21 protein-coding genes and 1 pseudogene are annotated in these 17,044 nt (G+C 63.6%); 18 read left to right on the forward strand and 4 right to left on the reverse strand.

What is annotated here, in order from left to right:
• Positions 1 to 166: 166 nt before the first annotated feature.
• The 8 genes and pseudogenes from ffh (at position 167) to rplS (ending at position 6,272) form a co-directional block, all read left to right on the forward strand.
• A complete protein-coding gene (ffh, locus tag AC2TC0_RS03730) occupies positions 167 to 1,618 on the forward strand; it encodes a signal recognition particle protein (RefSeq protein WP_484716135.1) in 1,452 nt (483 codons plus the stop codon).
• A gap of 42 nt (positions 1,619 to 1,660) precedes the next feature.
• A pseudogene (gene rpsP / locus AC2TC0_RS03735) lies at positions 1,661 to 2,161 on the forward strand (30S ribosomal protein S16); the annotation flags it as partial.
• 147 nt (positions 2,162 to 2,308) lie between these two features.
• Positions 2,309 to 2,815: a ribosome maturation factor RimM gene (gene rimM, locus AC2TC0_RS03740; protein ID WP_484716136.1), complete on the forward strand. Its 507-nt coding sequence runs from the start codon at positions 2,309 to 2,311 to the stop codon at positions 2,813 to 2,815.
• Between the two features lie 42 nt (positions 2,816 to 2,857).
• Entirely contained in the window at positions 2,858 to 4,375 is a 1,518-nt protein-coding gene (locus AC2TC0_RS03745; protein ID WP_484716137.1) for a serine hydrolase domain-containing protein, read from the forward strand.
• 51 nt (positions 4,376 to 4,426) lie between these two features.
• Positions 4,427 to 4,696, forward strand: a complete 270-nt coding sequence (locus tag AC2TC0_RS03750) for an AbrB/MazE/SpoVT family DNA-binding domain-containing protein (protein ID WP_484716138.1) — start codon at positions 4,427 to 4,429, stop codon at positions 4,694 to 4,696.
• Positions 4,693 to 5,073 carry a PIN domain-containing protein gene (locus AC2TC0_RS03755; protein WP_484716139.1) on the forward strand — a complete coding sequence of 127 codons (381 nt, stop codon included), beginning with the start codon at positions 4,693 to 4,695 and terminating at the stop codon, positions 5,071 to 5,073. Before AC2TC0_RS03750 ends, AC2TC0_RS03755 begins: the two co-directional genes overlap by 4 nt.
• Complete coding sequence (gene trmD / locus AC2TC0_RS03760) at positions 5,070 to 5,897, forward strand: tRNA (guanosine(37)-N1)-methyltransferase TrmD (protein ID WP_484716140.1); 828 nt, start codon at positions 5,070 to 5,072, stop codon at positions 5,895 to 5,897. Before AC2TC0_RS03755 ends, trmD begins: the two co-directional genes overlap by 4 nt.
• A gap of 3 nt (positions 5,898 to 5,900) precedes the next feature.
• Complete coding sequence (gene rplS, locus AC2TC0_RS03765; RefSeq protein ID WP_484716141.1) at positions 5,901 to 6,272, forward strand: 50S ribosomal protein L19; 372 nt, start codon at positions 5,901 to 5,903, stop codon at positions 6,270 to 6,272.
• Between the two features lie 115 nt (positions 6,273 to 6,387).
• On the opposite strand, the gene AC2TC0_RS03770 is transcribed toward rplS, so the two are convergent.
• The gene (locus AC2TC0_RS03770; protein ID WP_484716142.1) at positions 6,388 to 6,912 is read right to left on the reverse strand and encodes a class I SAM-dependent methyltransferase; all 525 of its coding nucleotides are present in this window, start codon (positions 6,910 to 6,912) and stop codon (positions 6,388 to 6,390) included.
• A 161-nt stretch (positions 6,913 to 7,073) separates the two neighbouring features.
• On the opposite strand from AC2TC0_RS03770, the gene AC2TC0_RS03775 reads away from it, so the two are divergent.
• From AC2TC0_RS03775 to AC2TC0_RS03815, 9 genes are all read left to right on the forward strand, one after another.
• Complete coding sequence (locus tag AC2TC0_RS03775) at positions 7,074 to 8,099, forward strand: aspartate-semialdehyde dehydrogenase (protein ID WP_484716143.1); 1,026 nt, start codon at positions 7,074 to 7,076, stop codon at positions 8,097 to 8,099.
• A gap of 7 nt (positions 8,100 to 8,106) precedes the next feature.
• Positions 8,107 to 8,490 (forward strand): bleomycin resistance protein, encoded by a 384-nt coding sequence (locus AC2TC0_RS03780; RefSeq protein ID WP_484716144.1) that lies wholly within the window; start codon positions 8,107 to 8,109, stop codon positions 8,488 to 8,490.
• Between the two features lie 10 nt (positions 8,491 to 8,500).
• Entirely contained in the window at positions 8,501 to 9,280 is a 780-nt protein-coding gene (locus AC2TC0_RS03785; RefSeq protein WP_484716145.1) for an arginine deiminase family protein, read from the forward strand.
• 9 nt (positions 9,281 to 9,289) lie between these two features.
• Complete coding sequence (locus tag AC2TC0_RS03790; RefSeq protein WP_484716146.1) at positions 9,290 to 9,940, forward strand: DsbA family protein; 651 nt, start codon at positions 9,290 to 9,292, stop codon at positions 9,938 to 9,940.
• A 31-nt stretch (positions 9,941 to 9,971) separates the two neighbouring features.
• On the forward strand, positions 9,972 to 10,208 hold the full coding sequence (locus AC2TC0_RS03795) for a FitA-like ribbon-helix-helix domain-containing protein (protein ID WP_484716147.1): 237 nt from the start codon (positions 9,972 to 9,974) through the stop codon (positions 10,206 to 10,208).
• On the forward strand, positions 10,205 to 10,606 hold the full coding sequence (locus AC2TC0_RS03800) for a type II toxin-antitoxin system VapC family toxin (RefSeq protein WP_484716148.1): 402 nt from the start codon (positions 10,205 to 10,207) through the stop codon (positions 10,604 to 10,606). Before AC2TC0_RS03795 ends, AC2TC0_RS03800 begins: the two co-directional genes overlap by 4 nt.
• Positions 10,607 to 10,626: 20 nt before the next feature.
• The gene (locus AC2TC0_RS03805) at positions 10,627 to 11,367 is read left to right on the forward strand and encodes an alpha/beta fold hydrolase (protein ID WP_484716149.1); all 741 of its coding nucleotides are present in this window, start codon (positions 10,627 to 10,629) and stop codon (positions 11,365 to 11,367) included.
• Between the two features lie 108 nt (positions 11,368 to 11,475).
• On the forward strand, positions 11,476 to 13,287 hold the full coding sequence (locus AC2TC0_RS03810; protein ID WP_484716150.1) for a M2 family metallopeptidase: 1,812 nt from the start codon (positions 11,476 to 11,478) through the stop codon (positions 13,285 to 13,287).
• A 31-nt stretch (positions 13,288 to 13,318) separates the two neighbouring features.
• Positions 13,319 to 13,750 (forward strand): hypothetical protein, encoded by a 432-nt coding sequence (locus tag AC2TC0_RS03815; protein ID WP_484716151.1) that lies wholly within the window; start codon positions 13,319 to 13,321, stop codon positions 13,748 to 13,750.
• On the opposite strand, the gene AC2TC0_RS03820 is transcribed toward AC2TC0_RS03815, so the two are convergent.
• Together AC2TC0_RS03820 and AC2TC0_RS03825 are read right to left on the reverse strand one after the other, a co-directional pair.
• A complete protein-coding gene (locus AC2TC0_RS03820; RefSeq protein WP_484716152.1) occupies positions 13,728 to 15,203 on the reverse strand; it encodes an AMP nucleosidase in 1,476 nt (491 codons plus the stop codon). The two genes, AC2TC0_RS03815 and AC2TC0_RS03820, sit on opposite strands and share 23 nt — an antisense overlap.
• A 57-nt stretch (positions 15,204 to 15,260) precedes the next feature.
• A complete protein-coding gene (locus AC2TC0_RS03825; RefSeq protein ID WP_484716153.1) occupies positions 15,261 to 15,743 on the reverse strand; it encodes a redoxin family protein in 483 nt (160 codons plus the stop codon).
• Positions 15,744 to 15,829: 86 nt separating this feature from the next.
• Between AC2TC0_RS03825 and AC2TC0_RS03830 the strand changes: the two genes are divergently transcribed.
• The gene (locus AC2TC0_RS03830; protein ID WP_484716154.1) at positions 15,830 to 16,423 is read left to right on the forward strand and encodes a YqgE/AlgH family protein; all 594 of its coding nucleotides are present in this window, start codon (positions 15,830 to 15,832) and stop codon (positions 16,421 to 16,423) included.
• Between the two features lie 77 nt (positions 16,424 to 16,500).
• Here AC2TC0_RS03830 and AC2TC0_RS03835 read toward each other — a convergent pair whose 3' ends face one another.
• Positions 16,501 to 16,908 carry a hypothetical protein gene (locus tag AC2TC0_RS03835; RefSeq protein WP_484716155.1) on the reverse strand — a complete coding sequence of 136 codons (408 nt, stop codon included), beginning with the start codon at positions 16,906 to 16,908 and terminating at the stop codon, positions 16,501 to 16,503.
• Positions 16,909 to 17,044: the final 136 nt, after the last annotated feature.

The following is a 17,044-nucleotide window of genomic DNA, read 5'->3' on the forward strand; positions in this document are numbered from 1 at the left end:
GTTGCTTTAGGGGCGCCGCGTGTCGGCAGATTCGTGTCTGCCGATAAACAGGATCATCCGCGACGGTAAGTCTGTCCACGGATAGCCGCTGGTTGGCGAGGTTTCGCTCACCGGCGCGCTTTGCGTTGGGGCGCCGGAACGGACGAATCAAACGGGATTTGGACCTATGTTCGACAGTCTGAGCCAGCGGCTTGGCGATGTGTTCGGAAAGCTGCGCGGTCGCGGTGCGCTGACCGAAGCCGACGTGCGCGCCGCGATGCGCGAGGTGCGCATCGCGCTGCTCGAGGCCGATGTCGCGCTGCCGGTGGTACGCAGCTTTGTCGATCAGGTCACCGAAGTGGCCGTTGGCCAGAATGTGCTGCGCTCGGTCACGCCGGGACAGCAGGTCGTCAAGATCGTCAATGACGCGCTGACTGACATGCTGGGGGCAGAGGCGGCCGAGCTGGATTTGAACGTTGCCCCGCCCGCTATCATCATGATGGTGGGTCTGCAGGGGTCGGGCAAAACCACAACGACTGCCAAAATCGCCAAACGGCTGAAGGAAAAAGAGCGCAAAAAGGTGCTGATGGCGTCGCTCGACGTCAACCGCCCGGCGGCGCAGGAACAGCTGGCGACGCTGGGTGGCCAGGTTGACGTCGCGACGCTGCCGATCATTGCGGGCCAGCAGCCAGTGGAAATCGCCCGCCGCGCGTTGCAGGCGGCAAAGCTGCAGGGCTTTGACGTACTGATGCTCGACACGGCGGGCCGCCTGCACGTCGACCAGCAGCTGATGGACGAAATGCGCGCCGTGTCCGACGTGGCCGCGCCGACCGAGACGCTGCTCGTCGTCGACAGCCTGACGGGTCAGGACGCGGTGCAGGTGGCGCAGCGTTTCACCGACCAGGTGCCGCTGACCGGCGTCGTGCTGACGCGCATGGACGGCGATGCGCGCGGCGGCGCGGCGCTGTCGATGCGCGCGGTAACGGGCAAACCCATCAAGTTCGCCGGCACGGGCGAGAAGTTGGATGCCATCGAGCCCTTTCATCCCGGCCGCATTGCCGGGCGCATCCTGGGCATGGGCGACGTCGTCAGTCTGGTTGAACGCGCCGCCGAGACCATTCAGGCCGACGAGGCCGAGGCGATGGCGGCCAAGCTGGCGAAGGGGCAGTTCGACCTAAACGACCTGCGCGCGCAGCTGGGCCAGATGCGCCGCATGGGCGGGCTAGGCGCGCTCGCCGGGATGATCCCGGGCCTTAAAAAGGCGCAGGCGCAGATGGCCGCCAGCAATATGGACGACAAGGTGCTGCTGCACCTCGATGCCATCATCTTGTCGATGACGCCCAAAGAACGTGCGCGGCCCGAAATCGTCAACGCCAAGCGCAAGATCCGCATCGCCAACGGGGCAGGGCGGACGGTGCAAGAGGTTAACAAGCTTCTGAAAATGCATCAGGAAATGTCAACGGCGATGAAGAAGATCCGCAAAATGGGTGGATTGAAGGGCCTGGGTGCGATGTTCGGGCGCGGCGGCGGTTTGCCCGGAATGGGCGGCGGTATGCCCGGCGGCATGGGCGGGATGCCCGGGCTTGGCGGTGGCGGCGGGATGCCGCCGGACCTTGCAAATTTGCTCAAGAAAAAATGATTTCAACCAACAAACTGAATTAACACGGAAAAGGACTTACTAATGGCTACCTCAATTCGTCTTTCGCGTGGCGGTTCCAAGAAGCGCCCCTATTACAAGATCGTGGTTGCGGATTCGCGCAGCCCGCGCGACGGCAAGTTCATCGAGCGCATTGGCAGCTATAACCCGCTGCTCGCCAAGGATAATCCCGAGCGCATCAAGCTCGACACCGACCGCGCCAAGCATTGGCTGAGCGTCGGCGCGCAGCCGACCGACCGCGTCGCGCGCTTTCTCGACGTTGCCGGGGTGAAGGAACGCGCCGCGCGCAACAACCCGAACAAGGGCGTTCCGGGCCAGAAGGCCAAGGACCGCGCCGAAGACAAGGCCGCCAAGCTGGCCGAAGCTGCTGAGGCTGCCGCTGCCGCTGCCGCCGCGCCGGTGGTGGAAGAGGTCGTCGAAGAAGTGGCAGCTGAAGCTGCGCCGGAAGCGACCGAAGCCGTGACCGAAACCGCCGAAGTCGAAGCGGCCGCCGAAGAAGCTGCCCCCGAAGCGGCCGCCGAAGCAGCGCCGGTTGCCGAAGCAGCGCCTGCTGCCGAAGCAGCGGAAGAAGCAGCGCCTGCTGCCGAAGCTGCCGAAGAAGCCGCTCCGGAAGCGGCCGCCGAAGAGGCACCGGCTGAAGCAGCTGGCGAAGAAAAGGCCGAAGGCTGAGCCTTGGTTGATCCCAACCGCCCCGTTACGCTGGCCGCCATTGCTGGTGCGCACGGCGTGCGGGGCGAGGTGCGGCTGAAATTGTTCGGCGATGATGCGGACAGTCTGCGCCGCTATTCCGCATTTGCTGCAGGCGACCGCCGACTGACGCTGAAATCCATCCGCCCCGCCAATCAGGGCGCCGTCGCGGCCTTTGCCGAAATCGCATCGCGCGATGCCGCCGAGGCGCTGCGCGGCACTTTGCTGACCGTTCCCCGCAGCGCATTGCCGCCGCTGGGCGAAGGCGAATATTATCATCACGACCTGATCGGGCTTGCCGCTGTTTCGACCAGCGGTGACGCGCTGGGCCATGTCGTCGCGGTCGAAAACTTCGGCGCGGGCGACATCCTCGAGATCGAGCGCCCCGCGCTGCCGGGGAAAAAGCCCCAGCGCTTCATGGTCCCGATGACGGCGCAGGCGGTGCCTGAATGGGGTGACAGCGTCACCATCAATGCCGACTTCATTGCCTAGCCGCTGATGCAATGTTAGCCCGCCCGCCAATCGGTCGGGAGAATGGACATGCGGGCAGGATGGTTTGTCGCGGCGCTGCTTTTGGCATCGCCCCAAGCGGTACACGCGCAAAGCGATGTCACCGCCGCGACCATCGAGCCGCTGCGCGGTGAGATTGATGCGCTGTTCGCCGAGTTTCAGTCCGCCGCGCATGTTCCCGGCCTTGCCTATGCGATTGTCACCACCGACGGGTTGACGCTGGTCGGCACGCGCGGGGTGCAGGATCTGGACGCCAAGCGCCCGGTCACCCCCGACACGCGCTTCCGTATTGCCTCGATGACGAAGGCGTTCACCGCGCTCGCCATCCTGAAGCTGCGCGACGACGGCAAGCTGCGGCTCGATGATCTTGCCGAGGCCCATGTGCCCGAGCTCAAGCGCTGGACCTATCCCACCAAAGACAGCCCGCGCATCCGCGTGCGCGATCTGCTCCACCATGTCGGCGGGCTGGTGACCGATGATCCATGGGGCGACCGGCAGCAAGTGCTGACGCAGGATGAATTTACCGCGCTGCTGCGCCAGGGCCCGCCGTTCAGCCGCGTGCCGCAAAGCCGCCATGAATATAGCAATTATGGCTATGCGTTGCTGGGGCGTATCGTCGCGCGCGCATCGGGCATGCCCTATCGCCGTTATGTCGAGCGCAACCTGCTCGCGCCGCTTGGCATGACCGCTAGCGGGTTCGAGGTGACCGACGCCCCCATTGAAGCCCGCGCCATCGGCTATCGCTGGGAAAATGACGCCTGGGCCGAAGAACCCACCATGCGCGACGGCGCGTTCAATGCGATGGGCGGCTTGCAGGTTACGGCCAATGACTATGCCAAATGGGTGCAGTTTCTGCTGTCGGCCTGGCCCGCACGCGATGATGCCGAAATTGGTCCGGTCCGCCGCGCGACGGTGCGCGAAATGGCGCAGGGGCTGAATTTCGTCAGCGTGGTCAACCGCACCGGCACAAGCGGTGCAAGCGCGTGCAAGCTGGCGCTCGCCTATGGCATGGGCTGGCGCGTAATGCAGGACTGCGACCTTGGCCTGACTCTGTCGCACGGTGGCGGCTATCCGGGCTATGGCAGCCACATCATGCTGATGCCCGACTATGGCGTCGCGGTGTTCGCGCTCACCAATCGCACCTATGCCGGGCCCAGCGCCCCCGCGTGGGACACGGCGGTAAAGCTGCATCAGGCGGGGCTGCTGTTGCGCCGTGCCGAACCCGTCGCGCCGATCCTGACCGAATTCGTCGCCGCCGCGCGTGCCGCCTATGACGCGGGCGACCTCGGCCCGCTCGAAGGGCGGCTCGCGAACAATTTCCTGCTCGACCGCAGCGCCGCCAATTGGGCGAAGGAACTGGCGGCGGTGAAGGCGCAGGCGGGGGTGTGCACCACCACCGACCCCCTCTCGCCGCGCGGCGCGATGGGCACGGTGTTCCGCTGGAATTGCGAGAAAGGGTTTGTCGATGGGCAGCTGCTGCTCGCGCCAACGACGCCGCTGACGGTGCAAGCGCTGGGGCTGCGGTTTGTGGCGCAGCCGTGATTGACTTTTGGCGGCTCGATGTATATACGGCGTGTATATACGGAGCGTGTCATGGCCAAGGAATATAGAGCCAAGGTTTTCAAGTCGGGCAATTCGGTTGCGCTGCGGCTGCCCAAGGAGCTTGGCCTGAAAGAGGGTCAGACGATGGTGCTGCGCGAGGAGCATCGCCAGTTCATCTTCGAACCCGAACGCATGCCGCGCAAGACCATCGATGTCAGCGGCTTTGCCGGAAAGCTTCCGGGCTTCAAACCCGCGCCGCGCGAAGATTTTGAGGAACGCCCGAGCGCGCGGGCGCGGCGACTGGCCCAAGGCGATTCGTGAACCTTTTCCTGATTGATTCCGACCTTGCCATCTATTCGATGGGCGGCGAAGTTGACTCGCGGCTCAATCAGCGGCTTGGCACCTGCGCGCCGGGCCAGGTGCTGATCTCTGCGGTCAGCTTCGCCGAAGTCGCACTAGGCACGTGGAATGGCAAGCCGCCGAAGCAGGAGGTACTCGACGCCTTCGTTCAGGCCGTGCCGATTGTCGAATTCGACGAAGCCGCCGCGCGCGAATATGCCAAATTGCCCTTCAAGCGCGCGCGTTTTGACCGATTGCTCGCCGCGCACGCGCTGAGCATCGGCGCGACGGTGGTGACGAACAATGAAGAAGATTTCGCCGATGTGCCGGGGCTGAAGGTTGAGAATTGGGCGGCATGACCTTCGCTGCCCACATCCTCACGCTTTACCCCGACATGTTCCCCGGGCCGCTGGGGCACAGTATGGCGGGGCGCGCGCTGGCCGAGGGGATTTGGTCGTGCGCGGCGACCAACATTCGCGATTTTGCGACCGACAAGCATCGCACGGTCGATGATACACCGGCGGGTGGCGGCGCGGGGATGGTGCTGCGCGCTGATGTGCTGGCGCGGGCGGTGGATGCGGTGGCGGACTTTCCGTTCCCCGGCGAAAGCCGGGGTCCAAGCCCCTCACACCCACCCGCTGGCTGGGAAAGCCCTGGACCCCGGCTTTCGCCGGGGAACAGCAGTGCACGGCCCATCCTCGCCATGACCCCGCGCGGCACCCCTATCACCCAAGCGCGCATCCGCGAGCTGGCCCAAGGCCCCGGCGTCATCATCCTGTGCGGGCGGTTCGAGGGGTTTGACGAGCGATTGTTCGAAGCGCGGCCCCAGATCGAACAGGTCAGCATGGGCGACATCATCCTGTCGGGGGGCGAGGTCGCGGCGCTGATGCTGCTCGATGCTTGCATTCGGCTGCTTCCCGGCGTAATGGGCGCGGCTTCCAGCGGGGACGACGAATCGTTTGAAGGCGGTTTGCTCGAATATCCCCACTATACCCGGCCCACGACATGGGAAGGGCGCACGATCCCCGAAGTGCTGCGATCGGGGGATCATGCGAAGATCGCGGCCTGGCGGCAACGCCAATCCGAAGATCATACACGGTTACGCAGGCCGGACCTTTGGGAGCGCCATATCGGCGCTCGGGCCCGACCTGCCTCTGGCGCGCGGCATGAAGATAAGGACTAGGTCATGAACCTCATCCAGACGATTGAAGCCGAAGAAATTGCCAAAGCGGCAAAGGCTGTTCCCGAATTCCGCCCCGGCGACACGCTGAAGGTTGGCGTGAAAGTGGTCGAAGGCGAGCGCACCCGCGTCCAGAATTTCGAAGGCGTGTGCATCGCGCGTTCGAACAAGGGCATGGGATCGAACTTCACCGTGCGCAAAATGTCGTTCGGCGAAGGCGTCGAGCGCGTCTTCCCGCTCTATTCGCCCAACATCGACAGCATCACCGTTGTCCGCAAGGGCGCGGTGCGCCGTGCGAAACTTTACTATCTGCGTGGCCGCACCGGTAAGTCGGCGCGTATCGCCGAGCGCCGCGACAACCGCAGCGACGCCGAATAAGCGCTGCGCCAAGCGAAATGCAAAAGGGCCGGGAGCAATCCCGGCCCTTTTTCGTTGGGGTCAAAAACAAAACTTTCGTGGTCCCGGATTTAGTCCGGGACGACGAGAGGGGTGGCTAAGCCGCCAGCTTTTGTTCGGCGGCCACCGGCTTCCTGAAAATCCCCCATTGCGACAGGCCCGCGACGCGGCGGATTTCGACCGCTTCGAACAGCGGAATGGTGCGGAAATCGATGAGGTGGTCGTGCGGGCTGGTGCGTTTCTGGTTGAGGCCCACCGCTTCCAAAATCTGCATCGCCCAGTCCATTTCGGGCACTGGCGAGGTCAGCAGCAGCGTGCCGCCGGGTTTCAAAAGGTCATAGGCCTCCTGAAACAGATCGACATGCTCGACCACCTCGAACGCGACGATGGCGTCGAAACTCTCGGCCTTCAGCCCCAGCTTGGCCCATTCGCGAATGTCGCCGACGATATCGGCGGGCGGGAACAGGTCGTTGCCGACATAATTGGTATAACCGGCGCTGCGCAGATGATCGCCGACCCATTTGGCGCCGCAGCCGATCTCCAGTATCGCCGCATCCTTGGGCAGCGGCGAGAGGAAATAATCGATCTTCTTCTTCTGCGCGATGTCGCTCAGCATGGGCATGGTGCGGTCCTTTTGCAGCTAGCTTTGCTGCATCTCTTACCCAACAGGGTTAACAAAGCGTAAGCGCCGCCGCGCCGGCGCAACACTGGTTCCGCAAAAAACATTTGCATAGCGGGACCAAAAGCCCAAAAGGCGCGCCGCTTTTGCTGGAGTTTTCAAACATGGGTTATCGCATCGCCGTCGCCGGGGCCACGGGCAATGTCGGGCGCGAAGTGCTCGCCATCTTGGCCGAACGCGAATTTCCGATTGCCGAACTTGCCGCGCTCGCCTCGTCGCGCAGCCAGGGCGAGGATGTCGAGATCGGCGATACCGGCAAGACCGTGAAGTGCCAGAATATCGAGCATTTCGATTTCACCGGCTGGGATATGGCAATTTTTGCCATCGGCTCGGACGCGACCGCCATTCACGCGCCGCGCGCGGCCGCGGCGGGCTGCGTTGTGATCGACAATAGCTCGCTTTACCGCATGGATCCCGACGTGCCGCTGATCGTGCCCGAAGTGAACCCTGATGCGATCGACGGGTACAAGCGCAAGAATATCATCGCCAACCCCAATTGCTCGACCGCGCAGATGGTCGTCGCCTTGAAGCCGCTGCACGATGTGGCGAAGGTCAAGCGCGTCGTTGTATCGACCTATCAGTCGGTTTCGGGCGCGGGCAAGGCCGGGATGGACGAGCTGTGGAACCAGACGCGCCAGATTTTCGTCGGCGACGAAAAGGATGTGCAGAAGTTCACCAAGCAGATTGCCTTCAACGTCATTCCGCACATCGACAAATTCCTGGACGACGGTTCGACCAAGGAAGAATGGAAGATGGTGGTCGAGACCAAGAAGATCCTCGACCCCAAGGTAAAGGTCATCGCCACTTGCGTCCGCGTACCCGTGTTCGTCGGGCACAGCGAGGCCGTGCATGTCGAGTTCGAGGAAGAGCTCAGCGCCGAAGATGCCCAGCGCATCCTGCGCGAGGCGCCCGGCGTGATGCTGATCGATAAGCGCGAGGACGGCGGCTATATTACGCCGGTCGAATGCGTCGGTGATTATGCCACTTTCGTCAGCCGCGTGCGCGATGACGCGACGGTCGATAATGGTCTGGCCTTCTGGTGCGTGTCGGACAATTTGCGCAAGGGTGCCGCGCTGAACGCGGTCCAGATTGCTGAGCTCTTGGGGCGGCGACATCTGAAGAAAGGGTGAGGCAGCGATGGCGGAACGCAACATCTTGCAGGTCACGCCGTTCATGCACGTCGCAGACCTCGGTGGCGCGGTTTCCTTTTTTGAAAATACTCTCGGGTTCACCACCGCCTTTCGCCTGTCCGGCTACGCTTATGTCGAGCGCGAAGGTGCGGGACTTCGCATACTGGAGCATGAAGAGGCTGGCGCGGTTGGTGTGCCTCATCGTGGCTTCGCCTATTACTTTGACGTTCGGGATGTCGATGGGCTGTTTGCCGAATTGCAACCGGGGTTAGCATTGTTGCCGAACGGCGATGTTCATGGTCCGGTCGATCAGGCCTATGGTCAGCGTGAGCTGATGATTCGCTCTCCGGATGGCAATTTGGTGGTTTTCGGGCAGGCAATCGGGGAATGAACGGCGAGAGATGACGCTTCCCTTTGCCTTCACTCAAGCAATCGTGCGCACGCCCGCGCCATCGGCGGTGCACGGCTTGCGCGCCGGTGATGGGCCTGACCCCGATTTCCCGGCGCTGCTGGCGGAACATTCCGCCTATGTTGCGGCGCTCCGGCAGTGCGGGCTGGCCGTCACCGAACTGCCGCCGCTCGATGACCATCCTGACGCGCTGTTTGTCGAGGATGTCGCGCTGACCTTTCCGCAAGGCGCGATCCTGCTGCGCCCCGGTGCGCCCGCGCGCGCAGGCGAGGTCGCGTACATCGCCGCCGCCCTGCGCGGCCATCACGCCATTGTGCTCGCTATGAACGGCCCCGGACATGTCGATGGCGGCGACGTGCTGCGGCTCGCTGACCGCGTGCTGATCGGCCTGTCGGGCCGCACCGACCGGGCGGGCGCGGAGGAACTGATCGGCCTGCTCGCGCAGCTTGGTTTGCGCGGCGCAATCGCCGAAACGCCGCCCGGGGTGCTGCATTTCAAAACAGGGTGCAGCCTGATCGACGAGCGCACGATTTTTGCGCTGCCGCAGATGGTGGATTTGCCGGCCTTTGCCGGCCTGACGGTGGTGCCGGTGCCCGACGGCGAAACCAAGGCCGCGAACAAGCTGCGCGTCAATGATGTCGCGTTGATCGGGGCGAACTTTCCCGAAAGCCGCGCCATCATCGAAGGTCTGGGCATCAAGACAATCGCCTTGCCGGTCGAGCAAATTGGCCGCATCGATGCCGGACTGTCGTGCATGTCGCTGCGCTGGTAGGAGTAAGCCATGACTTTTGCCGCTGACCTTTATTGGTCCTTCCGCTCGCCCTACAGCTATCTCGCCATCGGCCGCTACCGCGCGCTCGGCGAAAGCCATGCTGTCGATATCATCGTCCGGCCCGTCTATCCGCTCGCCATTCGCCAGCCCGATTTCTTCGAGAAAAACCACCCCAACTGGCTTGGCTATACATTTCGCGACATGATGCGCGTGGCACAGTTCCACGGCATCCCCTTTGGCCCGCCGCGCCCCGATCCGATCGTGCAGAATGTGATGACGCGCGAAATTTCGGCGGAACAACCGCATATCTTTCGCCTGACGAGGCTGGGGCAGGCAGCAGCCCGGCGGGGCAAGAGCCTGGCCTTTTGTCACGAGGTCGGGATGCTGATCTGGGGCGGGCAAGAGGGCTGGAACGAGGGCAATCATCTCGCGGGTGCGGCGGCACGGGCTGGCCTCGATTTCGCTGAGCTGGAAGCCGAGGTGGCGGCGGATGCCGATGCACTCGACGCCGAAATTCATGCCAACCAGACTGCGCTCGAGGCGGCAGGCCATTGGGGTGTGCCCACCTTAGTGTTCGACGGCGAACCCTTCTTCGGGCAGGACCGGATTGAGATGGCCAAGTGGCGGATGGAGCAAAAGGGGCTGACGGCGCGCTCTTGAGAAGATGATAGCAAAATGCTATCATTGGCCCATGGGTCAACTTCTCATCCGCAACCTCAACGATGCTGTCATTGAACGCTATAAGGCTTTGGCCGAACTAAATCAGCGTTCATTAGAGGCCGAGGTTCGCGCGGCTCTGGAAGGTGGCCTAGCTGACCGCAAGGTTGATCTTGCCGAACTGTCGCGCAAAATTCGCAAGCGCACGGCAAACAAGCCCGGTTCGATTGAATCGTGGAAGCTGATCAACGAAGGCCGCGACGAGCGGTGAAGCTGGTTGATGCCAGCGTGGCAATGAAATGGCTGGTGGACGAGGACGGCAGCGAAGCTGCGGCTGAGCTCGCCAACACTGTCCCACTTGTTGCGCCCGAACTGCTGCGTGCCGAGGTTGGCAATGCACTGGTCACGAAGTTGCGACGTGGCGATATCAATGGCGAAGAAGTAGTGTCTGCATTTAATGCAGTCGGATATTTTGTGGCACGGTGGATCGCAATGCCGACACTGGCCGATCGCGCGTTAGCAATCGCATGCAATTTGCGGCACCCGATTTATGATTGCTACTATCTCGCAGCCGCCGAGTCCGAGGCATTGGAATTGGTCACGGCTGACCAACGCCTGATTGCTGCCGTGCGCGACACAGAGCATGCGCGTTGGGTTGTGCCGCTTTGATCCCTGAGACCGCCCCCACCGTGCACCGCTTCGCCGCGCGTGACGGCATCCAGCTTGTCTGGCGGGAATTGGGAGAAGGGCCGCCGGTCGTTCTGCTGCACGGCCTGTTTTCCAATGCGACCGTCAACTGGTTCAAATTCGGTCACGCCGCGCGTATCGCCGCCGCTGGTTACCGCGTCATCGCGCCCGACCTGCGTGCGCACGGCGACAGCGGCGCGCCGCATGGCGCGGTTCATTATCCGCCCGATGTGCTGGTCGATGATCTCCATGATCTGATCGACCATCTGGCGCTCGATAGCTTTGACTTGGGCGGCTTTTCGTTGGGCGCGCGGACGAGCGCGCGCGCGGTGGTGGCCGGACTACGCCCGCAGCGGTTGATCTTGGGCGGTATGGGGCTGGCGGGGCTGGCCGGCTGGCAGCGGCGCGGTGGTTTCTTTCACCGTGCGATTGCCGAGTTTGAAACCGCCAAGCGCGGCGATGACACCTGGCTCGCCATCCAGTTCATGAAAACGATGGGGGTCGATCGCATTGCGGCAGGGCACTTGCTGCACAGCTTTACCGATACCGATCCCGCGCTGCTGGCGCGCTTGACCATGCCGACGCTGGTGGTGTGCGGCGCCGATGACCGCGATAATGGCAGCGCGCCCGAGCTGACCGCCGCGCTGCCCGACGCGCGCTATGCCGAAGTGCCGGGCACGCATATGTCGAGCGTGACCGAGGCGGCGCTGGGCGAAGCGATAGCAGCCTTTCTGACGGCTTGACCCCCGCTGGTCTTTGGTCGAAGCCTCTGCGCCATTGGTCGCAGCCGGACTCGACCTGCGCCCTGCGCGCGGCATGACGGCGGCAATGAAATCCGGGGAGAAGAATGTATGAAAAGCTTTGTTTCCGCGCTGGCGCTAAGCGTCGCGCTCGTCGCCGTGCCCGCCACCGCGCAGGACGCCGCGCCTTCTGCGGCCGACGCCAAGACATTTGTCGCTGATGCCGAGGCCAAGCTGCTCGCGCAGTCGAACCGCGCGTCCAAAGTCTATTGGATCAACAACACCTATATCACCGACGATACCGACGCGCTCGCCGCGCAGCAGGGCGAGGAAGATACCAAGCTGGCGGTCGGTCTGGCGCTCGCGGCGGCGAAATTTGATCAGGCGGCGGGGCTGGACGCCGAAACCAAGCGCAAGCTCTTGATGCTGCGCACCGGCATCGTCCTGCCCGCGCCGACGCGCGACGGGGCGGCGGCCGAACTCGCCACCATCGCGACCAAGCTCGGTTCCATCTATGGCAAGGGCAAGGGAACGCTGCGCGGCCAGCCCATCAGCGGTTCGGATATCGAGGCCGAAATGGGCACCAATCGCAACCCCGCCGAGCTCGCCGAAATGTGGGCCAGCTGGCACGACAATGTCGGCAAGCCGATGAAGGCCGACTATGCCCGGCTTGTCGAGATTGCCAACGAAGGCGCGCGCGAACTGGGTTTTGCCGATACCGGCGCGCTATGGCGTTCCAACTACGACATGCCGGTCGAACAATTCGGCCGCACGATGGACCAGCTGTGGCTGGACGTGAAACCGCTCTATGACGAGCTCCACACCTTTGTTCGCCGCAAGCTGAACGAGAAATATGGCGACGCGGTGCAGCCCCGAACGGGCGCGATCCGCGCCGACCTGCTCGGCAATATGTGGGCGCAGGAATGGGGCGGGATTTACGACATCGTCGCGCCCCCGGGCGCGGGTGACATCGGCTATGACATTGGCGAGTTGCTGACCGCCAAAGGCAAGACGCCGCTGGACATGGTCAAATATGGCGAAGGCTTTTTCACCTCGCTGGGCCTCGCGCCGCTGCCCGACACCTTCTGGACGCGCTCACAATTTCTGAAGCCCGCCGACCGCGAGGTGATCTGCCATGCCAGCGCGTGGAACCTCGACAACAAGGATGATCTGCGCATCAAAATGTGCATCAAGGTGAACACCGATGATTTCATCACCATCCATCACGAGCTGGGGCATAATTATTACCAGCGCGCCTATAATGACAAAAGCTTCCTCTATCTGAACGGTGCCAATGATGGCTTCCACGAGGCCATCGGCGACATGCTCGCGCTGTCGATCACGCCCGACTATCTGGTGCAGATCGGCCTGCTCGACGCCAGCAAGGTGCCGGGCGCCGACAAGGACACCGGGCTGCTCTTGCGCCAGGCGATGGACAAGGTGGCGTTCCTGCCGTTCGGCCTGCTCGTCGACAAATGGCGCTGGGGCGTGTTTTCCGGCACCATCAAGCCCGGGGGTTACAGCCAGGCCTGGGGCGCGCTGCGCCTGCAATATCAGGGGATCAAGGCCCCGGTCGAGCGGCCGGCCGATGCCTTCGATCCCGGTGCCAAATATCATATCCCCGGCAACACCCCCTATGCCCGCTATTTCCTGGCGCGCGTGCTGCAATTCCAGTTTTACAAGGCGGCGTGCGACGCGGCGGGGTGGAAAGGCCCGCTCCACCGCTGTTCCTTCTATGGCAATAAAGAGGTCGGCGCGAAGCTGAACGCGATGCTCGAGCTGGGCGCGTCCAAGCCTTGGCCCGATGCGCTGGAGGCCTTCACGGGCACGCGCGAAATGTCGGGTAAGCCAATGCTCGAATATTTCGCGCCGCTGCTGGAATGGCTGAAAGAGCAGAACAAGGGCGAGGCGAAGGGGTGGTGAGCGCAGTGAGGCACTTGCAAGTGCCTTGCCAATGAAATGCTGGCTGGGCGGATTGCTGGCCGTTTGGGTCGTCCAGATATTTGGCACGAGTGCCATGCTGGCAGGAATGAATGCCGGAACGCTGCCAGCTCTGGCAACGGTATGGCAGCTCGCTGATGAAGTAGGCCCAGTCGCCAAAATTGCTTTCGTCGCCGTGCTGGCAGTGTTGCTAGCCGCCACGCGGCGACGTGATTACTCTGCGCCGGAACAGATCATCCTGTGGGCCGGCATCAGCGGTCTTGCGGTGCTTATGGTGCTGGCGCTCCTGCCCGCCGATTTCTCGCGCGGGTTTGGCATTGGATTTAACGGAGTGCGGTTCGCATCGGCAACTTTGCCCATTTACATTGGGGGCGCCGTTGTTGGGGGCATGGTTGGCGCGGTCGTTGAACGCCGCTGTCGCCTCACCGGAACGGCGGCTCGTTAAACGCGCGCAATTTCCGGCTGTGCAGTTTTGCGCCTTCGTCGCGCAGCATTTCGCAAGCGCGGATGCCGATTTGCAGGTGGGCGGCGATCGCCTCTTCATAGAAGCGGTTGGCTTGCCCCGGCAGCTTAAGCTCGCCGTGGAGCGGCTTGTCGCTGACGCACAGCAGCGTCCCGTAAGGCACGCGGAAGCGATAGCCTTGCGCCGCGATGGTCGCGCTTTCCATGTCGATGCCGATCGCGCGTGACTGTGAAAACCTGAGCGCGCTGTCGGTGAAGCGCAGCTCCCAGTTGCGGTCGTCGGTGGTCACCACCGTGCCCGTACGCATGCGGCGTTTAAGGTCCGCCCCGGTTTCGCCCGACACCTGCCCCGCCGCGCTGGCCAGCGCCTGTTGCACCTCGGCAATCGGCGGGATGGGGATTTCGGGGGGCAGCACTTCGTCCAGGATATGGTCATCGCGCAGGTATGCGTGGGCCAGCACATAATCGCCGATGCGCTGGCTGGCGCGCAGCCCGCCGCAGTGGCCGATCATCAGCCAGGCTTCGGGCCGCAGCACGGCAAGATGATCGCAGATGGTCTTGGCGTTCGACGGGCCGACGCCGATGTTGACCAAAGTAATGCCATCGCCGCCCGGCGCGATCAGGTGATAGGCCGGCATCTGGTGCCGCCGCCAGGCGCTGTCGGCGACCTGCTGGCTGGCATCGACGCCGGGCTGGTTGACGTACAGTCCTGCCGCCCCGGCGAGCGCGGTATAGCGGCCTTTCCCCACCTGATCGCCCGCCCAGCGGACGAATTCGTCGACATAGCGGTGGTAGTTGGTGAAGAGGATGTAGCGCTGGAAATGCTCGGGCGCGGTGCCAGTATAGTGGCGCAGGCGCGCGAGCGAGAAATCGGTACGCAGCGCGTCGAACAGCGCCAGTGGCTGATCGGCGGCCGCATCGAAGCCGAATAGGCCGTCGGCCAGCTCGTCGCCGATGTCGGCCAGCTCGGTCGTAGGGAAATGGCGCGCCAGCTCGAGCGGGGCGACGCCGCCCATGTCGGTCGATCCCGACGGGTCGAGCACATAAGGGAAGGGGATTTGTTGGCCCGACCCCGTCACCTCGATGCGCACATCATAATGGCGCAGGATCAGGGTCAGCTGTTCGGCAAGATAATCGGCGAACAGGTCAGGTCGGGTGATGGTGGTAACAAAATCGCCCGCGCGGTCGATGCGCCCGAAGGACAGATTATGGTCCTTGACGCCCTCGCGCAGCTTGCCCTCGGCGATGATACGCAGCGCGGGATAATCGAATGGTGCGTCGGCGGGGGGCAGGGTGCCTTCGGCAACATAGTCGGCGATGGCCGATTTCAGCGCATCGACCGAGGCGCGAAAATGCGCGCGAAGCTCGCTCTGAATGCGGGTGATGGTGGCGGCGATCTCGGCATCGCCGGGGGAGATTGTCGATTGGTCGTTCATGACGCGGCTTGTGCCGCAAAGCGGGGGCGAGGGAAAGCCCCGCCCCGCCCGATAGCCTCAAATGTTTTCGAGCATATGGTCCGCGCTCGACACGCGGAATTCGCCCGGCGCCTCGACGAACAATTGTTCGACCACGCCGTCGTTGACGACCATCGCAAAGCGCTGGCCGCGTTTGCCCATGCCGAATTTGCTGCCGTCCATTTCCAGGCCCACGGCGGTGGGGAAATCGCCATTGCCGTCGGCCAGCATGGTGACGGCGTCGGTGGCCCCCGATGCTTTCGCCCAGGCCCCCATGACGAAGGGGTCGTTGACAGCGGTACAGGCAATCTCGTCGATGCCCTTTGCCTTCAGCTCGGCCGCGCGATCAACGAAACCCGGCAGATGCTTGGCCGAGCAGGTGGGCGTGAAAGCGCCCGGAACCGAAAACAGCGCGACGCGGCGGCCGGCGAAAAATTCATCGCTGGTAACCGGCTCGGACCCGTCGGTGCCGACTTTGACAAAGGTGGTGGTGGGCAATTTGTCGCCGGGTGCGATGGTCATCGGTGATTCTCCGCGAGATAGGGGTGCAGCGTTTGCGCGGCGGAAATCGGCTTCGGCGCGCTCACTGTCAAGGGGCGGGGTGGACCGTGCGGCTGTGCTGCGCCAAGGTAGTGGCGATGGACGAAAATGTGCCCTGGCTGACTGGCCAATTGCTGCTCGCGCTGCCCGGTGTTGGCGACCCGCGCTTTGACCGCGCGGTGCTTGCCATGGTGCGCCATGATGGCGAAGGTGCGCTGGGCATCGCCATTGGCCAACCGCATGCCGCGCTGACCATGGCCGATGTGCTGGGCCAGCTTGGCATCGACGCCGGCGGGGTTGGCGATGTCGCGCTGCTCGATGGCGGCCCGGTCGAGCGCCAGCGGGGCTTTGTGATTCACAGCCGCGACTGGGCGGGGGTCGATTCGGTTGACGTCGCCGGGCGCTGGATGGTCACCAGTTCGCCCGACGTGCTGCGCGCCATTGCCGCCGGGCGCGGGCCGTCGCAGTGGCATTTTGCGCTGGGCTATGCGGGGTGGGATGCCGGGCAACTGGAAAGCGAATTCGCGCGCCACGCCTGGCACGCCGCCCCGGCCAGCGCTGAATTGATGTTCGATACCCCGCCGGACGAGCGCTGGAGTGCGGCGTTCGCCAGCGTGGGGGTCGATGCACGAATGTTGAGTGCGGAGGGCGGAAGGGCCTAAAAAATGAGGGCGGCGACGGCCGCAGCCGTCACCGCCCTCCCCCTCCCCCGTGGATGCTGGGGTTGTGTGCGCCCGGCCTATTGGCTTTGCGCGATGGTAACGGTGCCGCGCGGACGGCTTTCGAGCCGGGCCAGCGCGATGCGCGCGGCCCAGCGCGAATCCATAAATTCGCCGCTGGCCAATTCGACGTCATAGCGGATGGGGCTGGTGATGGCGGCGCGGAACATGGCGGCCGCTTCGGCGTCGCGCCCCTGACGCGCATAAGCGCTCCCCAGGTTGATGAGGCGCGACGGATCGCGCGCCGACAGATCACCTTCGGCCTGCAATTTGGCAATCGCCGCCTCGGTCCGGCCGCTGCGCATGTCGTCAAAAGCGACCGGCAGCACCGTTACCCCGTCGGCGACCAGTTCGCGCGCCGTCGCCGGCGCCGTTGCCAGCGGGGTGGCCATGACCATGGCAACGCCTGCCAACATCAAATTTTTCATCGCAAATCTCCCTCTTCCTTGCTCAAGAAGATGCCAGAAATTGGCAGATAAGCAATAAAATCGCCTTTATGTAACAGTCGTGTCACATTGACAGATTATGCTTTCGCTAGGGCGTTTATAAGCTTTTGAAATCAAA

This window comes from Sphingopyxis sp. sgz302558 (assembly GCF_057220455.1).

Excerpts from the sequence above, each read along its gene's own strand:
- AC2TC0_RS03745 (WP_484716137.1), top strand. The coding sequence starts at position 2,858 with ATGGACATGCGGGCAGGATGGTTTGTCGCGGCGCTGCTTTTGGCATCG.
- AC2TC0_RS03835 (WP_484716155.1), bottom strand. The coding sequence starts at position 16,908 with ATGAAAAATTTGATGTTGGCAGGCGTTGCCATGGTCATGGCCACCCCG.
- AC2TC0_RS03750 (WP_484716138.1), top strand. The coding sequence starts at position 4,427 with ATGGCCAAGGAATATAGAGCCAAGGTTTTCAAGTCGGGCAATTCGGTT.
- AC2TC0_RS03790 (WP_484716146.1), top strand. The coding sequence starts at position 9,290 with ATGACTTTTGCCGCTGACCTTTATTGGTCCTTCCGCTCGCCCTACAGC.
- trmD (WP_484716140.1), top strand. The coding sequence starts at position 5,070 with ATGACCTTCGCTGCCCACATCCTCACGCTTTACCCCGACATGTTCCCC.
- AC2TC0_RS03780 (WP_484716144.1), top strand. The coding sequence starts at position 8,107 with ATGGCGGAACGCAACATCTTGCAGGTCACGCCGTTCATGCACGTCGCA.
- AC2TC0_RS03785 (WP_484716145.1), top strand. The coding sequence starts at position 8,501 with ATGACGCTTCCCTTTGCCTTCACTCAAGCAATCGTGCGCACGCCCGCG.
- AC2TC0_RS03795 (WP_484716147.1), top strand. The coding sequence starts at position 9,972 with ATGGGTCAACTTCTCATCCGCAACCTCAACGATGCTGTCATTGAACGC.
- AC2TC0_RS03810 (WP_484716150.1), top strand. The coding sequence starts at position 11,476 with ATGAAAAGCTTTGTTTCCGCGCTGGCGCTAAGCGTCGCGCTCGTCGCC.
- AC2TC0_RS03815 (WP_484716151.1), top strand. The coding sequence starts at position 13,319 with ATGAAATGCTGGCTGGGCGGATTGCTGGCCGTTTGGGTCGTCCAGATA.
- AC2TC0_RS03820 (WP_484716152.1), bottom strand. The coding sequence starts at position 15,203 with ATGAACGACCAATCGACAATCTCCCCCGGCGATGCCGAGATCGCCGCC.
- AC2TC0_RS03775 (WP_484716143.1), top strand. The coding sequence starts at position 7,074 with ATGGGTTATCGCATCGCCGTCGCCGGGGCCACGGGCAATGTCGGGCGC.
- AC2TC0_RS03770 (WP_484716142.1), bottom strand. The coding sequence starts at position 6,912 with ATGCCCATGCTGAGCGACATCGCGCAGAAGAAGAAGATCGATTATTTC.
- ffh (WP_484716135.1), top strand. The coding sequence starts at position 167 with ATGTTCGACAGTCTGAGCCAGCGGCTTGGCGATGTGTTCGGAAAGCTG.
- AC2TC0_RS03825 (WP_484716153.1), bottom strand. The coding sequence starts at position 15,743 with ATGACCATCGCACCCGGCGACAAATTGCCCACCACCACCTTTGTCAAA.
- rplS (WP_484716141.1), top strand. The coding sequence starts at position 5,901 with ATGAACCTCATCCAGACGATTGAAGCCGAAGAAATTGCCAAAGCGGCA.